This window comes from Martinezella sp. CNPSo 3959 (genome assembly GCF_057784355.1).
The window spans coordinates 1,017,541-1,035,019 of record NZ_JBXSOV010000001.1 but is presented as its reverse complement, the minus strand read 5'-3'; the positions used below and the strand labels follow the sequence as shown (position 1 = coordinate 1,035,019).

The window sequence follows — 17,479 nt, the reverse complement described above, 5'->3', positions numbered from 1 at the left end:
GCACTCGGAAAAGGTGCATGGGGCTATTTTTATGCCTTGAAAGAGCCAACAAACCGCTGAAGAAATTCAGTATTGCAGGGGGCTTTCAGTCGGTGATCTCAAGGATATTCAAGGGCGTTCTCTACGTCGTTCTTGCTATCGTGCTCCTCGTCGGTCTCGGCATCGTCGTGCCACGGCCGCTCTGGCATGACGGGCCGGCTGTCCGCACCGAACGCTCCCAGCAAATCCTCATGCTCAGCAACCCCATCCATACGGACATTGCCATTCCCGTCGATGCCGATCTCCTGAGCCGCTTCGCCTTCCTGCGGCCGGCCGGGCTCGATCTCGACAATCCCAACCTGCGCTATCTCATCTTCGGCTGGGGCGGCAGGAGCTTCTATACAGAGACGCGCACGTGGGCTGATTTGAAGGCGGGTCCCGTGCTGAAGAGCTTCGCGCTCGACCGTTCCGTCATTCATGTGGAGCTCGCAGGCGATATCCCGCTGGATGCTCCGGCTGTCACTGCGATCAACCTCGATGCCGCCGGGCCGGAGCGGCTCAAACAGTTCATTCTCGGCAGTTTCGATCGCTTTGACAGTGGCCCGATATCTCTGCCTGGCAGCAACTACGGACCCAACGATGCGTTCTTCGAAGCGCGAGGCTATTTCAATGCTTTGATGGGTTGCAACACCTGGACGGCTGCCGCGCTGAGGCAGGCGGGATTGACCTCCGGCCTTTGGACATCCTTGCCCTGGATGCTGCGAATGTCCCTGAGGCTGCATAATGACGATGAACGCTTTGTAGCACGCCATGCCCTGCCTTGAGGTGGTTTGACTTGCTTCAGGTTGTATCCTAATCTTTGCGTCGTTCCTGTGGGGCACATCGGCATCGGGCCGAAAGGGCTAAGCCTGCCCGCTGATATCACTCAGCAGGAGTCTGCCTATGCCAATCCTCGATACCTACCGCAAGCAAGCTAAGCTCTTGATGCGCTGGCACCGTGAGCGCGACTATTCCATTGGCGGAAGAGTCCGAATGCTCGATCGTTTCAAGGAGCTGACGGATCGCGAGATCCTGGCGATGAAGTTCCCCCTAACGCTGGCGCAGGAGATCGTTGCGGTCGAAGCGGGCCACAGGAGCTGGGCGGAATTGAAGTCCGTCGCAGCGGACGCGCCGAAGATGCCGGCCGCATTGGCAGAACCGCCGATTTTCAAGAGTGTGGTTCCGATCCTTTTCGTGCGGGATGTGACGGCCAGCGCAGTCTTCTTCAGGGAGAAGCTTGGCTTTGTGGAGGAATTTCTGCATGGGTTGCCGCCATTCTACGGTGCCGTGTCGCGTGATGGCATCTGGATTCACTTGCGGCTCGTCTATGAACCCTATTTTGCAGCTGCTGCGGCGAAAGAGGGCGCGCTGATCCTGGCGTCGATCGAGGTTTCGAACGTCCAGGGATTATTCGAAGAGTTCAAGGCGAAAGGCGTGAAGTTTGCGCAGCCGCTCACCAAGCAAGCTTGGGGAGGCACCGATTTTCACGTGCGCGATCCGGATGGAAATGTGATCTCGTTTGTTACGTTCAGGTCGTAAAACTTTGATCCGTCGAGGATTGCCGCAGAGCAGCCACCCTCACATATCCTCGCAATCCTGCCAGCCTTCCTCGAAGACAAGCTTGTCGAGCGGCAGACGGTCGCGCCATCCCTTCACCGCAAGTTCCGGCATGTCGTAGAGTTCGTCGACATAGCCGACACAGAGCCATGCGACGATCTTCACATGCTCGGGTATGCCGAGGATCGTCTTGATGGCATTCTCGTGGAAGATGCTGACCCAACCGACGCCGACGCCTTCGGCCCTTGCCGCAAGCCAGAGGTTCTGCACGGCGCAGACCGTCGAATAGACATCGGTATCCGGATTATGCGTGCGGCCGAGCACCACTGGGCCGCCGCGCTTGGTGTCGCAGGTGATGCAGATGCTAAGCGGCGCCTTGCGGATGCCTTCCAGCTTCAGCCGCTGATACTGCGCGCGGCGATCGCCTTCGAACATTACGCAGGCTTCCTCATTGGCTTGATGGAAGGCCTGCCACACGCGCTCGCGCGTCTCGCTCTGACGGATCAGGATGAAATTCCACGGCTGCATGAAACCGACCGACGGCGCCGAATGAGCAGCCTCGAGCAAGCGCCGGACAAGATCGTCGGGCAGGGGATCGGGCCGGAACTGGTCACGCACGTCGCGCCGCGTCTCGATGGCGCGATAGACGGCGCTGCGTTCCCCCTCCGAAAATGCCCCGGCTGTAACCAGATGGTCCGACACACCCGCGGGAGCGTCGGCGATGGACGGTGTAGCATCGGCAGTCTTTTCAGGAGCGGGCATGTTCAACCATGATTTTCATTAGGCGGCGTATCGGCCGGTATCGCCGACCCTCGCACACCAGGCTGAAGCACAGCTTAGTGCTGGATGGCAAGCCAAACTAGCAGGACGATTTTCCACAGGCGAGCGCATTATCGGCTTCCAATTGTCGTGGAACGGCGGTTTGGGAAACGTCTTCCTCATGTTCCGCGAATGGACTGCCCGGATGGCGCTTCCTTCAATCCGCACATCGGCAACGAATTGTCGTGTGAAAAGGTGACTGCCTTTGACAAACGCGAAGTCCTGGCCCATATGGACCGTCAATAAGCCGCCTGCGCGAAAATCCGCGCGGGCGGTTTTGCATTTCAACGGCGCCTTTTTTGCAATTCATTCGCATAAGCAGGCGTGGAGGCATTTGGAGACGGGCATGAACAGTCAAGGAAACGATACGATCAGGCGGCTCGCCCTTTGGGGCATTCCGCTGTCGCTCGGCGTCATGGGGCTGAAGATGCTGGCCTGGTGGCTGACGGGCTCTGTTGCGCTTCTATCCGATGGACTTGAATCGCTGGTCAATGTCGTTGCCGCCTTCATCGCCTTTTTCGTCATCCGCTACGCGCAGAAGCCGGCCGATCACGATCATCCCTTCGGGCATCACAAGGCGGAATATCTTTCTGCCGTTACCGAAGGCGTGATGATTGTCGTTGCGGCGCTGATGATCGTGCAGGAAGCGGTCGGGCATCTCGGCAATCCGCAGCCGATGCAAGCGCCTGTGCTGGGTCTCGCCATCAACTTAGTCGCCGGCGTCATCAACGGCGCATGGGCCCTGACGCTGATCCGCGCCGGAAGGACACATCGCTCGCCGGCACTGACGGCGGACGGCCAGCATATCATGTCGGATGTCTATACTTCGATCGGCGTGCTCATCGGTCTGTTGCTGGCGCTCGGCACCGGGCAGCCGATCTTCGACCCCGTACTTGCCATTCTCGTTGCCATCAACATTCTCTACCAGGGCTGGAAGGTCATCTCCACTTCGATCGACGGATTGATGGACAAGGCTGTCCTGCCGGAAGAGGAGGAGACTATCAAGAGTGCGATCGCGGGGAATGCCGAGGGTTCGCTCGGCGTGCATGATCTCAAGACGCGCAGGGCAGGAGCGGTGACCTTCGTCGATTTTCATATGGTCGTGCCCGCCGCCATGCCGGTGCGAGAGGCACACAGAATCTGCGACCGCCTTGAAGATGCCATACGGGCGATCCATGCGGGCGCCGAAATAACCATTCATGTGGAGCCGGAGGGCGAGAAAGCCCATGGTATCCGCGTCAAAGTGATCAAGGAGACCTGAGATGCCAAAGACCGATGTGTCCGGCCTGTCGATGCTCGGCAACCAGACGGAAACGGCCAGCAACCCGGAAGAAGCCGTTCTGGAGAAGGTGCCGTCCGGCCATGCCGGCACCGATTATGTCGTGCGCTTCACAGCGCCCGAATTCACCTCGCTCTGCCCGATGACGGGACAGCCGGATTTCGCCCATATCGTCATCGACTACATTCCGAACGAATGGCTGGTCGAATCGAAGTCGCTGAAGCTTTTCCTGCATTCCTTCCGCAATCATGGTGCTTTCCACGAGGATTGCTCGATCTACATCGCCAAGCGCCTTGTGGATCTGCTGCAGCCGAAGTGGCTGCGCATCGGTGCTTATTGGTATCCGCGCGGCGGCATTCCGATCGACGTCTTCTGGCAGACCGGCAAGCCGCCGGAGGGTGTGTGGCTGCCGGATCAGGGTGTGCAGCCCTATCGCGGCCGAGGCTGAATGAAAAAGCCGCCATCCGGAGATGGCGGTTTTTCTGCTAGATGCGATGAGGCTGCGGCTCAGGCAAACGAGTTGTCGTCGCCATTGTCATAGGACGAGTCATCATAATCGTCGTCCTGAGCGTCTTGGGCAGCATCCTGGGCGTAATCGGCCGCGCTCTGATCATTCTGGTCGCTATTATCGTCATTGCCGAAATAGTTGTTGTTGATGATCGTTTCCTGCACCGGCTGTTCGGCAGCATTGGCCGCCGTGCCTCCGAAGAGGCCGCTGCCGGCATTGCCGCCGAAGAGGCCGCCGCCAGTACCGCCCAGATGCGGGCTGAAGAGGCTGGAGAGCGATTCCGCCAGCATCACACCGCCAGCCACGCCGGCCGCCGTACCAAGCGCGCCGCGCAAGAAGCTGCCGCCGGCCGAAGGCGCTGATGCCTGTTGGCTCCACGGGCCGGATGGTTGCGGCTGGCCAGCCCAAGGGCCGGGCTGAGGCGCATTGCGGGCATAATCGTCATAGAGCCGGCCCTGCTGCTGCGGATTGCCGCCCTGTGGAGCTACGGCGCGCTGCTGGCCGCCACCGAAGAGCGAGCCGATCCCGCCCAGGAAGCCGCCGCTCTGGCCTTGCGGATGGGTGTCGGCGCCCTGCTGCTCGAGTTCGTGCACGCGGGCTTCGAGCTGCTGGATGCGATCGGCCGCAGCCTTCATGCCCTGTTCCTGCATGATGACGGCCTGCGCCAGGAAATAGGGCGCATAGGGCTGGTCGCGGACCGCCTGGTTGATGAAGGCCTCTGCATCGGCGTCGCGGGGCGTGCTGGCGGCACCGCGCACGCGATCGAAGAGAGAAGCGAGCAATTGACGTTCTTCTGGCGACATGATGGCCTCCTTGGCTATCCGTGCTGCAAATTAGGGGCGCGATTTCTAACCGCGCTGACCTGACGTAGGATCAAATCTCGGCTTTTCAAAGCCATTCAAGTTACATTTCGGTAATCCGCAATCATAACACCATGTTGTCAGTCGCTATTCCCGCCTTGTCTTTTTCCGGCATTGTTTTACGCATTGAGTCGCACTATGTGCGGTGAACGACGCATCATGCTGGAGAGTTGAATGAACGACGAAGACGAACAGGAAGACAAGAAGACCGAGCAGCCCTTGGGCAAGGACGCGGAGGCGAATCTTTTCAAGTCGCGTTCGATCTTCATCTATGGCGGCATCACGCAGGAACTGGCGCAGAAAGTCTGCTCGCAGCTCGTGGCGCTTTCCGCTGCCAGCGACGATGATATCCGCATCTATGTGAATTCGCCCGGCGGTCACGTCGAGTCCGGCGATTCCATCCACGACATGATCAAGTTCATCAAGCCGAAGGTCTGGATGATCGGTACGGGCTGGGTCGCCTCCGCCGGGGCGCTGATCTATGTCTCCGCTCCCAAGGAGCGCCGAATTTGCCTGCCGAACACGCGCTTCCTGCTGCACCAACCGTCCGGCGGCACGCGCGGTATGGCCTCCGACATCGAAATCCAGGCACGCGAGATCATCAAGATGAACGAGCGCCTGAACAAGATTTTTTCGGAAGCCACCGGCCAGCCGATCGAAAAGATCGCCAAGGACACGGATCGCGACTACTGGCTATCTGCTGAAGAAGCCAAGGCTTACGGCCTGGTCTCGCGCATCGTGACCTCGCAGGCAGAAATCTGATCTGACGGGTTTTCCCGATTGAATTAAGCGCCCTCGCTTGCCGGAAGGCTGGCGGGGGCGTTTTTGCGATGAAGCAGTTTTGATCGAAAGCCAAAGCTGGCGGCAGAAATCTCCGCCGCCAGCCTTCGCCACTCTGGAGTTGCAACGTTTCCGGGGAGCGGCGAACTCGAAAGCTCAAGTTTCAAGCGGAGTGCGCCTCCTAGATGGTGATCTCTACCGGTATTCCCTCAGGCATGGTGATGACAGCCTCATAGAAGCCGTCGCCGGTGGTGCGGGGCGCGGATTTCAGGCAGTTATCCGCCTTGCATCGTTTGGCCAGCGCATCGACGGCAGCTTTGCTGCCGAGCGATATGGCAATGTGGTCCCAGCCGATGCGTTCGCTTCGCGGGTTGCGGGGAAGCCAGGAACCGGTCATCAGTTCGATCTGGTCGTCGCTTCCAGGCAAGGAAACAAAGCGGGAGACGAAGCCAGGCCGTCGCAGGCTTCGATAGGGTTCGCCGACGGTCGCGCCGAAATAGGTTTTCCAGAAATCGACGGCGGCATCGAGATCATGCGTCCATAGAGCGGTATGAGCGATCCGCATTGGTCTCTCCCTGTTCCTGTTCCTGATTGCGGGTGACGATCCCGGCGCAGAGAGGTGCGACGCAGAGCAACAGAGCGAGCATCCAGAAGGCGCCGGGCAGGCCAAGATGATCCGCCGCAAAACCGACGCCGGCGGGGCCGACGAGCACGCCGGCATATCCCGTCATGGTGATGGCCGCGACGGCGAGGCCCGGCGGCATGATCTTTTGCGCGCCGCCCTTGCGGAAGAGCACCGGGACGATGTTGGAGGCGCCAAGACCGATCAGCATGAAACCGCTCATGGCGAGGATCGCGATCGGGCTGAGGAGAAGCATAACGAAGCCCGCTACCGCGACGATGCCGCCCCACAGCATGACCGCCCTGTCTCCGACCCTTGCTGTAATGGCATCGCCACTCAACCGTCCGGTCGTCATCGCAATGGCAAACAGCATGTAACCGAGGCCGCCATGGCTTGCGTCGACCCGTTCCTGCGTCGTGAGGAGTAAGGCGCTCCAGTCTAGGATCGCGCCTTCGACGAGGAAGGTGATTGCTGCCAGCGCGGCAAGCAGCAGCACGAAGCCGCGCGGCATGACGAAAAGCGGCGCGTCTTCCGCGGGGACGGTCCGAAGCAGGCGGGGCCATGCGACGAGTATGGCGACGACCATCACGGCCGAGCTTAGAAGCGTGGCGGCGAGAGGGCCGGCCTTGACGGACAGGAGCAGCGTGACGAGCAGAGAACCGATGAAGCCGCCGATGCTGAACAACGCATGGAAGCCGGACATTAGTGGCCGGTCTGCACCTTTCTCCACTTCGACGGCGTGGATGTTCATGGCAACGTCGAGCGATCCGAGGCAGGCGCCAAAGGCCGCCAACGCAAGGCCAAGGGTGAGCGGCGAGCCCGCCACGGCTAGTGTTGGCAAAATGAGTGCGAGGCCGAGTCCGCTCGCGATGATGATCGGCTTGCTGCCATATCGGGCGCTCAGCATACCGGTCGCCAGCATCGCCGCCACCGAGCCCAGGCCGAGGCAAAGCAGCAGCATGCCCAGCATGCCGTCATCGACTCTGAGGCGAGCTTTGGCGAAAGGGACGAGGGGCGCCCAGCAGGCGAGAGCGAAGCCCCCGACCAGAAAAGCAAGTCGTGTTGCCAGCCGGGTTTCCGGCTGATCCGTGGATTGCATGGTCATTTCTTGTCTTTCGAAATCAGGAGGATGAGGTGACGTCGCTTGCTTTGACGATCGAGAAGCCGGCGTCGGCGGCCGCTTTTTCGTCTGCGGCAGGCAAGTCATCCTCGACAACGAGCCAGTCGATATCATCGGCGCCACCGATGCGGTGCGGTGCGCGTTCGTGAAATTTCTCCGAAGTAATCAAGGCGATGCGGGCAGCGCTTCTCTTCAGTAGCGTCCGTTTGAAGATCGCATCTGCATGTTCGTACACGCTGATGCCGATTCTTGCCGAAACGGCGCAGACACCCAGGAAACAACGGTCGATGTTCATGGCTTCGATGGCCGCAACGGCGGACGCATCGACGCTGCCGCCGACGACGGGATCGACTGCGCCGCCGATCAGGACAAGCGGGATATCGCCGCGCTTCATGATGGCACTGGCGATATCAATGGAATTCGTCGCGATGGTCGCTTTCAGATCCTTCGGCAGAAGATCGACTATTGCGAGATTGGTGCTGCCGCTGTCGAAAAACAGGAATTCGCCCGGCTCGATCATGGCGACGGCGGCTTTGGCCAGGGTTCTCTTGCGGCCCGATTCCTGTCCGACGCGGGCGGCCATGGGCTGCGATGGTGTCAGCAGGGGGAGCGCGCCGCCATAGACGCGGCGGCATTTGCCCTCTGCGGCAAGTGCCCGCAGATCGCGGCGCACGGCATCTTCGGACACGTTGAATTCGGCAGCCAGAGATGCGGCCACGATCTGCCGGCCCTCTGCAAGCCGCGCTTCGATGACGTCCCGGCGGGACAAGGGGAGTGAATTGCTCATAATCATGCATTAACGTGCATAAACGAGAGAGTCAATTTGCATATTTATACACGATTTGAATCATGCTTGATACAGACAGCGATCGATTCGACCTTGTCGCCGTCACTTCGTCCGGAACTGCACTTGCACGCCCGATGCTTGTGATGCTCCATGCGGTTTCAATCGATCATCGCTCCTGAGTCTCCGCCGCCATGCTCAAAGATTTTTCCATTCAAAGCCTGTTCATGGGATGCCTTACGGCTTTTGTCGGCTTCGCCAGTTCCTTCGCCGTGGTCTTTCACGGCCTGCAGGTTGTAGGCGCCACGGATGCACAGGCGGCCTCCGGTCTGACGGCGCTTTCCGTTGCGATGGGCCTCTGCGCCATCGTTCTCAGCATGGCAACCAAGCTTCCGATCAGCATTGCCTGGTCGACGCCGGGCGCGGCGCTGCTGGCGAGTGCAGGGGCGATCGAGGGCGGCTTCCCGACAGCTGTCGGTGCATTTTTCGTTTGCGGCATACTGATCGTTATTGCCGGGCTTTTTCGGCCTTTTGGCCGGGCGGTCGCATCCATCCCGGCGCCGCTTGCCAATGCCATGCTGGCCGGCGTTCTGCTCGGCCTCTGCTTTGCACCGGTGAAGGCGATCGCCTTCAATCCTGCCTTCGGCCTGCCGATCATCCTTGCCTGGATCGTCGTTGGGTCCTTCAAGCGGCTATGGGCGGTGCCGGCGGCACTTGCTGCGTTTGCTTTGGTGCTGGCCTTCGGCGTGAAGGTACCCGATGGCGCCTTTGCCTCGCTTGAACATTCGCTGCTACCGACGGCCGAATTCGTGAAGCCAGTCTTCACGCTTGCCGGCATTGTGTCCATAGCGCTGCCGCTATTCATCGTGACGATGGCGTCGCAGAACATTCCCGGCATTGCGGTGCTAAAGGTGCATGATTACGATCCGAAGCCGGGTCCGCTGTTTGCCGTGACCGGCGTGTTCTCGCTGCTTGCCGCTCCCTTTGGAGGTCATGCCGTCAATCTGGCGGCCATCACCGCCGCCATGTGCGCCGGACAGGATGCGCATGCCGATCCCGCGCGGCGTTATTGGGCGGCGATTGTCGCCGGCATTGGCTATGTGATCCTCGGATTGCTGGCGAGCGCGGTTACGGCTTTCGTGGCGCTGGCGCCGCCTGTTCTCATCGAGGCGGTTGCCGGTCTGGCGCTGGTCGGTGCGCTCTCCAATTCCGCCTTGAACGCCTTCCAGCAGCCGGAATCGCGCGAGGCGGCCGCCATCACTTTTCTGGTGACGGCATCGGGTGTTTCCTTCGGCGGGATCTCCGGCGCCTTCTGGGGGCTGATCGCAGGCGGATTGATGCTGGCGCTGTCGCGCGGCGTGCAGATGCTAAAGAAGTAGGCGAGGGGTTGCTTCTTTTTGATCCGGCGGCTATAAGCGCGGCCATGAAGCTGAATGGCGCAAAGATTTCCGAACAGATTGCACGTGGGCGCGTTGCCCTGCGTGACAATACGCGCGCCCTTACCTCGCTTCTCCTCCTCGGCCTTACGCGCGGTTGCCGGGTCCTTTGAGGAGCGCCCGGCGGCCGAAAAGCCCGCTGGCCATCGCTCCTCGCGACTTACCCTAAAATCGATAGCTTACCCGCAAAGGGTCCGCATTTGTCATCGCCAAGCCGCATCCGATCGGCTAAGACGCGGGATAAAATGACGGGAAAGGAAGAGACGAGACCATGGACGCGAACAGCCATTCCCCCAAAGGCATGCCCGAAGCAGCGGTGAAATACCGCGCCTATCCCCAGATCAACATTCCGGACCGGACTTGGCCATCCAAGACCATCACCAGGGCGCCGATCTGGTGCTCCGTCGACCTGCGCGACGGCAATCAGGCACTCGTCGACCCGATGGGCCATGACCGCAAGGCGCGCATGTTCCAGCTGTTGCTGGATATGGGCTTCAAGGAAATCGAGATCGGCTTCCCGTCGGCTTCGCAGACCGACTTCGACTTTGCCCGCTGGTGCATCGAACAGGGCAATGTGCCTGCCGACGTATCGCTGCAGGTTCTCGTCCAGTGTCGCCCGGAATTGATCACCCGCACCTTCGAGGCTCTGGAAGGCGCCAACAAGCCGATCGTGCATTTCTACAATTCCACCAGCGAATTGCAGCGCCGCGTGGTGTTTGCCAAGGATGTGCAGGGCATCAAGCAGATTGCCGTCGATGCGGCCAAGATGATTAGCGACATGGCTGCCAAGGCCGGCGGCGGCTATCGCTTCGAATATTCGCCTGAGAGCTTCACCGGCACCGAGCTGGATGTGGCGCTGGAGATCTGCAACGCCGTCATCGACGTTATGAAGCCGACGCCTGACAACAAGCTGATCATCAATCTGCCGTCGACGGTGGAAATGGCGACGCCGAACATCTATGCCGACCAGATCGAATGGATGTGCCGCAATCTCGACAACCGCGAAAACCTGATCATCTCCCTGCATCCGCACAATGACCGCGGCACCGGCATCGCCGCCGCTGAGTTGGCCTTGATGGCCGGCGCCGATCGCGTCGAAGGCACGCTGTTCGGCAATGGCGAGCGGACGGGCAATGTCGATGTCGTCACCATGGCGCTGAACATGTTCACGCAGGGCGTCGATCCGGAGCTGGATTGCTCCAACATCGAGCGCATGAAGGAAGTCTTCGAATATTCCAACCAGATGGCGATCGGCGAGCGTCATCCTTACGTCGGCGAGCTGGTCTATACCGCTTTCTCCGGCTCGCATCAGGATGCGATCAACAAGGGCATGAAGGCCGCCAAGGTCGCCAACGATCCGGTCTGGGAAGTGCCCTATCTGCCGATCGACCCGCAGGATGTCGGCCGCACTTATGAGGCGATCATCCGCATCAACTCGCAGTCCGGCAAGGGCGGCATCGCTTATATCATGCAGCAGGACTACGGCTTGAACCTGCCGCGCAATCTCCAGGTGGAATATCGCGAGGAGATCCAGCGCATCACCGACGAGGAAGGCAAGGAATTGCCGTCCAAGCGCATCTATGAGCATTTCATCGAGCGCTATGTGACGCAGCCGGACGCGCGGATCCGCTTTGTCGATCACCACACTTTTGCCGATCCCGAGCACAAGGGGCAGCGCATCGTCGCGGCCGAAATCACCGACAATGGCGAGGTAAAGCGCATCGAGGGCAGGGGCAATGGCCCGATCGATGGCTTCATCAATGCGCTCTCGATCTATCTCGGCATTCCGATGTCGGTCGAGGATTATTCCGAGCATTCGCTCCAGCACGGCTCCAACGCTGCAGCGATCTCCTATGTCGAGGTCTCCTATCCGGGCGGCAAGCTTTTCGGCGCCGGCATCAACACCAATATCGTTGCCGCATCCCTCGAGGCGATCGTATCGGCGGCAAACCGAGTGCTCGCAGTCAAGGCGGCCTAAGGCTCCGGCTTGCTTCCAGTTCTGGTTTGAAAGCCCCCTCGTTTTCGAGGGGGCATTTTTATTGCACATCAGTCGGCCGCTGGCTCGTCCTCTTCGATAAGGCCGCCGGATTGGTGCGACCACAGCGTTGCGTAGATGCCGTTTTGGGCGATCAGTTCCGCATGCGTGCCGTCCTCGACGATGCGGCCGTGGTCGAGCACGACGATGCGGTCCATGCGTGCGATGGTCGACAGGCGATGGGCGATGGCGATCACGGTCTTGTCTTCCATGATGCCGTAGAGCGTATCCTGGATTTCGGCTTCGACTTCGGAATCGAGGGCGGAGGTTGCTTCATCGAGCACCAGGATCGGGGCATCCTTCAGGATAGCGCGCGCAATCGCCACGCGCTGCCGCTGACCGCCGGAGAGCTGGACGCCACGCTCGCCGGCATGCGCGTCGAAGCCCGTGCGCCCCTCCTGGTCCCGCAGCTTTGCTATGAAATCGCTGGCGGCAGCCTTCTCGGCGGCAGCCAGAATCGCATTTTCCGAAAAGTGCGGATTGCCATGGGCGATGTTATCGCGGATGGAGCGGTGAAGGAGCGATGCGTCCTGGCCGACCACGGCAATCTGCCGGCGCAGGCTATCCTGCGTCACCTGCCGAATATCCTGTCCATCGATTTCGACGATGCCACCCTCCGGATCGAAGAAACGAAGCAGCAGATTGACCAGGGTCGATTTGCCGGTGCCGGAGCGACCGACAAAGCCGACCTTCTGGCCAGCCGCAATCCGAAGCGAAATTCCGTCGAGCCCGCCATCTCCCTTGCCGTAGTGATGCGTGGCCTGCCGGAAGACGATCTCGCCGTTGGTGATGGCAAGCGGCTCGGCGTCCGGCGCATCGGTAATCGCAAGCGGCTGCGAGACGGTCATCAGTGACTGCCGCATGGCGCCGAGATGGGCAAAGAGCGAGGAAACGGCATCCAGCATCCATTCGGCCATGCCGGTTATGCGGAAGCTTAAGGCGAGTGATGCCGCGATCAGCCCTAGCGGCGCGCCACCGGACTGCCAGAGGACGACCGCATAGCCGACTAGCGCGACGATGAGGAAACTGCCGAGGAACAGCATGCTCGAATTGACAAGCACCTCAAGCTTCTGCACCCGAACGAATGTCTCGCGGGTTTGAGCGAAACGACGACGGGCTTCCTTGTCTTCCGCCCTGGCATCGGCGAAGAGCTTGATGAGGTCGATATTGGCATAGCTGTCCACCAGCATGCCCGTCAGCTCGGCATAGGCTCCCTGGTATTGCGCGGAGGCTTTCTGTAGGCGAGGAATGACATAGGCCATTAGGCCGAGATAGCAGAGGAGCCAGACGGCGAGGGGCCAGATCAGGCGCGGGTCGATCGAGGCCATCAGCCAGAGCGAACCGGCCACATAGATCGTCACGAAAGACAGGGTGTGCAGCACCGCATAGGCGGCGCCTGTTGCCGCCGTACCGATGTCGCGCACCTGGCTCGCGATGCGCCCGGAAAAATCCTGACGAAACCAGCCGACTGATTGCCGAAGAACGTGGCGATGAGCCCGCCAACGGAACAAGGTTTCGGCATTGGGCCGAAATGCGATGTCATCCAGGCTTTCGCGGAGATAGCCGGCAAGCGGCCTTCCGATCAGGACGAGGGCGGCTGCAGCGAGCAAGCCCAACCCTTCGGATGCCCAAAAGTCCTCCCGCCGGGCGACGGCTAGATTATCCACCAGCCTGCTGGAATAGCCGATGAGCCAGATTTCGATGACTGCGCCGATGACAGTCAGGCCGAGGCTCATCGCCATGACTGTGCGAAACGGACGAAGGTTGGTTAGGAGATAGCGCCAGGCCTTGGATGATGGTTGCGGCTGGTCATGATCCTGAAATGGATCGACAAGCTCTTCGAAGCGACGAAACATGAGTGCCCTCCACGGGCGAAGATATCAATCTGATGGTCGGGCCGATAAAGCAGCCCTTCACGGCACTGCTTTTCAGCGGTGGTTTCCTGTGCCGTGATTTTTCATCAGAGTGCTCTCCTCATTGGTCGCTGCAACCTACATAGCTTGTATCGGTGCCGATGTCAGCAGCAATTGTATCGGGGACCGTTCGACATCGATGAACGAATAGCGTCCTTTACACGACTCGCGGCGAGGTTGTTCGAGGATATATATGTTTCAATGGTGAATTTTGCTCAGGCCTGGCCTTTGGCAAGTTCATCGCGTCGCTTCGTCAGACGCTCGAGCTCTTCTTCCTGTTCGGCTATCCGCTCGGACGCCCGCTCTTCGTCGGCGGCGCCGGAAAAGGCTGCTGCCTGCTCAATCAGTTCGCGAAGATTTTCCCTGATCGCCGCAATACGCCTGTCGATTTCAGGAATGGTCAGCAGAACGTCGGACATGTTGAAACTCCAGCAAGACTATCGGACCCCACACGATTACCGCGCTCCATTATCCATCGACCGGCTGGTGGCTGCAAGCAGCAAAACGGATGGGATATAAGTCAGATCTCCGAGGATACCCGATTGGCGATCTGATCGAGCATCGCATTCGAGGAGGGGCCGACGACCGCATAGGTAGTGCCGTTGCGATGCCAGGATACGATGCTGATATCGTCCTTGATGGTTTCGCTGAAATCGTCGTCGGCGATGCCGTCCGTCTTGGTAAAGCAGATGGCGACGACATCGCCATCAAGGTTCTTGTAGATCAGCTGGCCGACAGGCTTACCGGCGGCGATGGACATGCGCGCACCCTGGAAGACGAGACCATCAGCAGCGAGATCCGGAAAGTTGAATTTGACGCCGGCGGTGCTTCCCAGCCACTTGGCGATCTCGTCCAACTGGCTTGCCTGCAACTCAACCATATGCTGCGGCTGGCGCGCATAGATACGGTGGTAGGCGGCGATATCGTCCAGCCAGTTGCGAGTCATAAGCTGCGACGGGGTCGGCGGAGGGCTCGCCGGGACGTCAGCGGGCTGCATACCGAAAAGATAGCCGATGCCGCCGCCGACGGCGAACAGGATAAGGGCCGCGGCCAATGATTGCTTGCCCGTCGGGGCCAGTTTCAGCGGATGCCTGGCAATACGCGGAGATGGCTCCCGGGTCTTCGGGGGCTGAGCACTCTTGATGGAGCGAACGAGGGCCAGCGGTACCGGCTCCTTCAGAACCTCATCGAAAGCCTTGCGGCCGACATCGGAGCCGTGTTTCAGCTCATCGAAAATACGCCGGGCGTCCGCGTCGGAAGCAATGAGCTTTTCCAGCTCTTCTTTTTCTTCGCGGCTCGTCTCGCCATCCATGAAGGCGGACAAGCGGACTTCGAGCGGCGTTTTCTTCATATCTTGCAATGCTTAAAACCTTCGGGACGAGCGGCTATGACCCTGGGAGGCGAGGTAAAGGCGTGCGCTGGAGAGCCTTGATGTCACCGCCGCCAACGGGATGCCGAGAACATCGGCCGCCTGCTTGTAGCTGTGTCCTTCGACATCGACCAGCAGGAAGACACTGGCAAGTCCTTCAGGCAAAGATGTGACCAGGCGATGTGCTTCACCGGCTTCCACCGGATTTAAATGGGTTTGCGATGCCGGATCGCCCTGTTCCAGGGCATTGCCCTTGCCGGCTGGGCGCAGCTTGTGACGTCGCGCTTCGTCAACCCATTGGTGCCGGGCCATGGTGTAGAGCCAGCTTTCCAGCTTGCCGCCGCTGTTCCAAAGATGGAACTTGGCTATGCCGCGCTGACAGACGTTTTGGACAAGCTCGTCCGCCTCGGCAAGATCGCCGGTCAGCGTCACCGCAAAGCGGCGAAGCTTCGGAAGAAGACCGACCAAATCGCGTCTGATATCGATGGCTGCTACCGGCGTTGGCATGATGGTTCCAGGAAGGCGTTGGAGGTTGTCAGATCGGCAATTTGCTTCCGCGATCGACGGCCTTCCCCGTAAGAAAGGTGATGCGAGCGGAATAATCGTCCTGTGCTGGTATGAACCATTTTCCTGCCGTTTCGCAAGTCTTCAAAAGCACCCGCGCGTTTGACCGTCATCCTTAATGCGCTACCCCACAATGTACCGACCCGTACTGCACCAACGTTGGCCCAAGCCCTCCAAGAAGCAGCAACCGGGTCGGATGCAGGTTCCCAAAGCTGGCATGCGTCGCTCCTCACGATGCATTCCTTATTTCGGAATTTCAGTGCTTCGATTGTAGCTCCGTATCTTAGAAAACGCTACCGAAACGATGCGCGCTACGACGCAAAAAGCTCGTCATGTCGCCAGAATATCGAAGCCTTCGGGGTCGACGCCGTTGCCACTGTCGTTGAGGCTATAACGCTCCGCTTTCAGTTCCCAGGCGCCGGGACGGCCGGCGATGGTGAAGAGATTATAGGCAGCGCGCGGCTTCAATCCGCCGACCCCTTGCGATGCGGAGGCGATCCCTACGACGGGAACCGAACCCATGTGTCCCCGCAGCCAATGCAGGGTGTTGAGATGTGTATGGCCGTGCAGGACAAGTTCGGCGCCGCCGGTGGAGATGACGGCTGCGAAACGGCGAATGCCGATCATCCGCTTGTAGAAGCTGGTCGCGCCGCGAATCGGCGGGTGATGGATCATGACGACACGAAAGAGCCCGGCATCGCCCGCTGCGCGCAGGATATTCACCGTCTCGCGGGCCTGGCGTGAGGAGTAGAAGCCGCTTGCGGCAAAGGGCGGGGTGGCGACGGCTGTGGAGCATCCCACAAGCGCGACCTGCCCGCGGATGCGCAGATAGGGGAAAATGCGCTTGTCCTCCTGCCATTCGGCGGGAGCCTCGTCGCCGCGGACATAGGGATACCAGGAGCGCATTGCCTTTTCGTAGGCACCGGGCACGTAGGCATCGTGGTTGCCGGGAACGACGGATGTGTGAAAGGGATCGCCGACCGTCTTCAGCCATGCGGCCGCTGTTTGGATCTCCATGCCGCTTGCAAGGTTGACGAGATCGCCGGTTACGGCCAGATGATCGGCCTGTTTCGCCTTGATGTCCTCAAGAAGGAGATCAAGCGTATCGCCAAAAAGATGCTTGCGCCGGTTCCGGTGCCAGTTCACAAATCCGGTAATGCGTTTGGAGGCGAGTTCTCTGATCGAAAGACGTGGCAGCGGACCAAGGTGAACATCGGAAATATGCGCGAGCTTGAACATGGGATGAGACATAGCCCACTCTATTGTCAAAACAAATACATCCCCGATGCGATTGCAGATCACGATGCCGGGGTTCAGGCATGAGTGAAGACAATCGACGCGATGAAAGGCAGGGTTTGGCTGTGCGTCTGTTCGGCCGCGCGTTGCATGTCTATTTCGTGCTGACCCGCAGCATGACGATCGGCGTGCGCGCCGCCTGCTTCGATGGCGAAGGGCGGATTTTTCTGGTTCGGCATTCCTATATCGCCGGCTGGCACATGCCCGGCGGCGGCGTCGAACGCCATGAGACTGTGGAGCAGGCGCTCGAAAAGGAGTTGCGCGAGGAAGGCAATCTGGTGATCTCAGGCAAGCCGCAGCTCTTTCACGTCTATTTCAACAATCACACCAGCAAACGCGACCACGTCGTCTTCTATCGCGTGGAGGTCACCCAGACCGCGCCGCGCAAACCGGATCGCGAGATCGTCGAAAGCGGCTTCTTTCCGGTCGATGCGCTGCCGCCGGGCACGACGAAGGCAACCTATCGCCGGCTGAAGGAATTGGAAGGAGCGGAAGCTCCCTCCAGCTACTGGTAGTCTT

Annotated in this window: 18 protein-coding genes; 8 read left to right on the top strand and 10 right to left on the bottom strand. The window is 60.0% G+C overall.

From position 1 onward, the window contains the following. The first annotated feature begins 92 nt into the window (after positions 1–92). On the top strand, positions 93–803 hold the full coding sequence (locus AC13RE_RS05220) for a TIGR02117 family protein (RefSeq protein WP_488562175.1): 711 nt from the start codon (positions 93–95) through the stop codon (positions 801–803). 118 nt (positions 804–921) lie between these two features. Beyond that, positions 922–1,557 (top strand): glyoxalase superfamily protein, encoded by a 636-nt coding sequence (locus tag AC13RE_RS05215; RefSeq protein ID WP_488562174.1) that lies wholly within the window; start codon positions 922–924, stop codon positions 1,555–1,557. Between the two features lie 39 nt (positions 1,558–1,596). Here AC13RE_RS05215 and bluB read toward each other — a convergent pair whose 3' ends face one another. Beyond that, entirely contained in the window at positions 1,597–2,337 is a 741-nt protein-coding gene (gene bluB / locus AC13RE_RS05210; protein ID WP_488562543.1) for a 5,6-dimethylbenzimidazole synthase, read from the bottom strand. Positions 2,338–2,740: 403 nt separating this feature from the next. Between bluB and AC13RE_RS05205 the strand changes: the two genes are divergently transcribed. Both AC13RE_RS05205 and queF read left to right on the top strand, forming a co-directional pair. Continuing rightward, positions 2,741–3,655, top strand: coding sequence for a cation diffusion facilitator family transporter (locus tag AC13RE_RS05205; RefSeq protein ID WP_488562173.1), 915 nt, complete (start codon positions 2,741–2,743; stop codon positions 3,653–3,655). Position 3,656: 1 nt separating this feature from the next. Beyond that, positions 3,657–4,121: a preQ(1) synthase gene (gene queF, locus AC13RE_RS05200; protein WP_015340658.1), complete on the top strand. Its 465-nt coding sequence runs from the start codon at positions 3,657–3,659 to the stop codon at positions 4,119–4,121. Between the two features lie 59 nt (positions 4,122–4,180). Here the strand turns inward: queF and AC13RE_RS05195 are convergent, their stop codons facing one another. Next, a complete protein-coding gene (locus tag AC13RE_RS05195; protein WP_132717177.1) occupies positions 4,181–4,984 on the bottom strand; it encodes a DUF2076 domain-containing protein in 804 nt (267 codons plus the stop codon). A gap of 231 nt (positions 4,985–5,215) precedes the next feature. On the opposite strand from AC13RE_RS05195, the gene AC13RE_RS05190 reads away from it, so the two are divergent. After that, on the top strand, positions 5,216–5,803 hold the full coding sequence (locus AC13RE_RS05190; protein ID WP_112340662.1) for an ATP-dependent Clp protease proteolytic subunit: 588 nt from the start codon (positions 5,216–5,218) through the stop codon (positions 5,801–5,803). A 199-nt stretch (positions 5,804–6,002) separates the two neighbouring features. Here the strand turns inward: AC13RE_RS05190 and AC13RE_RS05185 are convergent, their stop codons facing one another. The 3 genes from AC13RE_RS05185 to AC13RE_RS05175 are packed head-to-tail and all read right to left on the bottom strand — an operon-like array spanning position 6,003 to position 8,350. After that, a complete protein-coding gene (locus AC13RE_RS05185; protein WP_488562172.1) occupies positions 6,003–6,386 on the bottom strand; it encodes a VOC family protein in 384 nt (127 codons plus the stop codon). Continuing rightward, positions 6,352–7,542 (bottom strand): MFS transporter, encoded by a 1,191-nt coding sequence (locus AC13RE_RS05180; protein WP_488562171.1) that lies wholly within the window; start codon positions 7,540–7,542, stop codon positions 6,352–6,354. Before AC13RE_RS05180 ends, AC13RE_RS05185 begins: the two co-directional genes overlap by 35 nt. 22 nt (positions 7,543–7,564) lie before the next feature. Then, positions 7,565–8,350, bottom strand: a complete 786-nt coding sequence (locus tag AC13RE_RS05175; RefSeq protein WP_488562170.1) for a DeoR/GlpR family DNA-binding transcription regulator — start codon at positions 8,348–8,350, stop codon at positions 7,565–7,567. 191 nt (positions 8,351–8,541) lie between these two features. Between AC13RE_RS05175 and AC13RE_RS05170 the strand changes: the two genes are divergently transcribed. Both AC13RE_RS05170 and leuA read left to right on the top strand, forming a co-directional pair. After that, the gene (locus AC13RE_RS05170) at positions 8,542–9,726 is read left to right on the top strand and encodes a benzoate/H(+) symporter BenE family transporter (protein ID WP_488562169.1); all 1,185 of its coding nucleotides are present in this window, start codon (positions 8,542–8,544) and stop codon (positions 9,724–9,726) included. Positions 9,727–10,054: 328 nt separating this feature from the next. Continuing rightward, on the top strand, positions 10,055–11,761 hold the full coding sequence (gene leuA, locus AC13RE_RS05165; protein WP_488562168.1) for a 2-isopropylmalate synthase: 1,707 nt from the start codon (positions 10,055–10,057) through the stop codon (positions 11,759–11,761). Positions 11,762–11,829: 68 nt separating this feature from the next. On the opposite strand, the gene AC13RE_RS05160 is transcribed toward leuA, so the two are convergent. The 5 genes from AC13RE_RS05160 to AC13RE_RS05140 form a co-directional block, all read right to left on the bottom strand. Then, positions 11,830–13,674 (bottom strand): ABC transporter ATP-binding protein, encoded by a 1,845-nt coding sequence (locus tag AC13RE_RS05160; RefSeq protein ID WP_488562167.1) that lies wholly within the window; start codon positions 13,672–13,674, stop codon positions 11,830–11,832. A 272-nt stretch (positions 13,675–13,946) separates the two neighbouring features. Further along, positions 13,947–14,150, bottom strand: a complete 204-nt coding sequence (locus AC13RE_RS05155; RefSeq protein ID WP_015340649.1) for a hypothetical protein — start codon at positions 14,148–14,150, stop codon at positions 13,947–13,949. Between the two features lie 101 nt (positions 14,151–14,251). After that, entirely contained in the window at positions 14,252–15,091 is an 840-nt protein-coding gene (locus tag AC13RE_RS05150) for an anti-sigma factor family protein (protein WP_488562166.1), read from the bottom strand. A 3-nt stretch (positions 15,092–15,094) separates the two neighbouring features. Further along, positions 15,095–15,607: an RNA polymerase sigma factor gene (locus AC13RE_RS05145; protein ID WP_112334292.1), complete on the bottom strand. Its 513-nt coding sequence runs from the start codon at positions 15,605–15,607 to the stop codon at positions 15,095–15,097. 387 nt (positions 15,608–15,994) lie between these two features. Continuing rightward, positions 15,995–16,933 (bottom strand): metallophosphoesterase family protein, encoded by a 939-nt coding sequence (locus AC13RE_RS05140; protein WP_488562165.1) that lies wholly within the window; start codon positions 16,931–16,933, stop codon positions 15,995–15,997. A 50-nt stretch (positions 16,934–16,983) separates the two neighbouring features. Here AC13RE_RS05140 and AC13RE_RS05135 point away from each other — a divergent pair, with 50 nt between their 5' ends. Next, positions 16,984–17,475: an NUDIX domain-containing protein gene (locus tag AC13RE_RS05135; protein ID WP_488562164.1), complete on the top strand. Its 492-nt coding sequence runs from the start codon at positions 16,984–16,986 to the stop codon at positions 17,473–17,475. Positions 17,476–17,479: the final 4 nt, after the last annotated feature.

Excerpts from the sequence above, each read along its gene's own strand:
- leuA (WP_488562168.1), top strand. The coding sequence starts at position 10,055 with ATGGACGCGAACAGCCATTCCCCCAAAGGCATGCCCGAAGCAGCGGTG.
- AC13RE_RS05215 (WP_488562174.1), top strand. The coding sequence starts at position 922 with ATGCCAATCCTCGATACCTACCGCAAGCAAGCTAAGCTCTTGATGCGC.
- AC13RE_RS05180 (WP_488562171.1), bottom strand. The coding sequence starts at position 7,542 with ATGCAATCCACGGATCAGCCGGAAACCCGGCTGGCAACACGACTTGCT.
- AC13RE_RS05155 (WP_015340649.1), bottom strand. The coding sequence starts at position 14,150 with ATGTCCGACGTTCTGCTGACCATTCCTGAAATCGACAGGCGTATTGCG.
- AC13RE_RS05190 (WP_112340662.1), top strand. The coding sequence starts at position 5,216 with ATGAACGACGAAGACGAACAGGAAGACAAGAAGACCGAGCAGCCCTTG.
- AC13RE_RS05135 (WP_488562164.1), top strand. The coding sequence starts at position 16,984 with ATGAGTGAAGACAATCGACGCGATGAAAGGCAGGGTTTGGCTGTGCGT.
- queF (WP_015340658.1), top strand. The coding sequence starts at position 3,657 with ATGCCAAAGACCGATGTGTCCGGCCTGTCGATGCTCGGCAACCAGACG.
- AC13RE_RS05185 (WP_488562172.1), bottom strand. The coding sequence starts at position 6,386 with ATGCGGATCGCTCATACCGCTCTATGGACGCATGATCTCGATGCCGCC.
- AC13RE_RS05175 (WP_488562170.1), bottom strand. The coding sequence starts at position 8,350 with ATGAGCAATTCACTCCCCTTGTCCCGCCGGGACGTCATCGAAGCGCGG.
- AC13RE_RS05205 (WP_488562173.1), top strand. The coding sequence starts at position 2,741 with ATGAACAGTCAAGGAAACGATACGATCAGGCGGCTCGCCCTTTGGGGC.
- AC13RE_RS05145 (WP_112334292.1), bottom strand. The coding sequence starts at position 15,607 with ATGCCAACGCCGGTAGCAGCCATCGATATCAGACGCGATTTGGTCGGT.
- bluB (WP_488562543.1), bottom strand. The coding sequence starts at position 2,337 with ATGCCCGCTCCTGAAAAGACTGCCGATGCTACACCGTCCATCGCCGAC.
- AC13RE_RS05160 (WP_488562167.1), bottom strand. The coding sequence starts at position 13,674 with ATGTTTCGTCGCTTCGAAGAGCTTGTCGATCCATTTCAGGATCATGAC.
- AC13RE_RS05170 (WP_488562169.1), top strand. The coding sequence starts at position 8,542 with ATGCTCAAAGATTTTTCCATTCAAAGCCTGTTCATGGGATGCCTTACG.
- AC13RE_RS05195 (WP_132717177.1), bottom strand. The coding sequence starts at position 4,984 with ATGTCGCCAGAAGAACGTCAATTGCTCGCTTCTCTCTTCGATCGCGTG.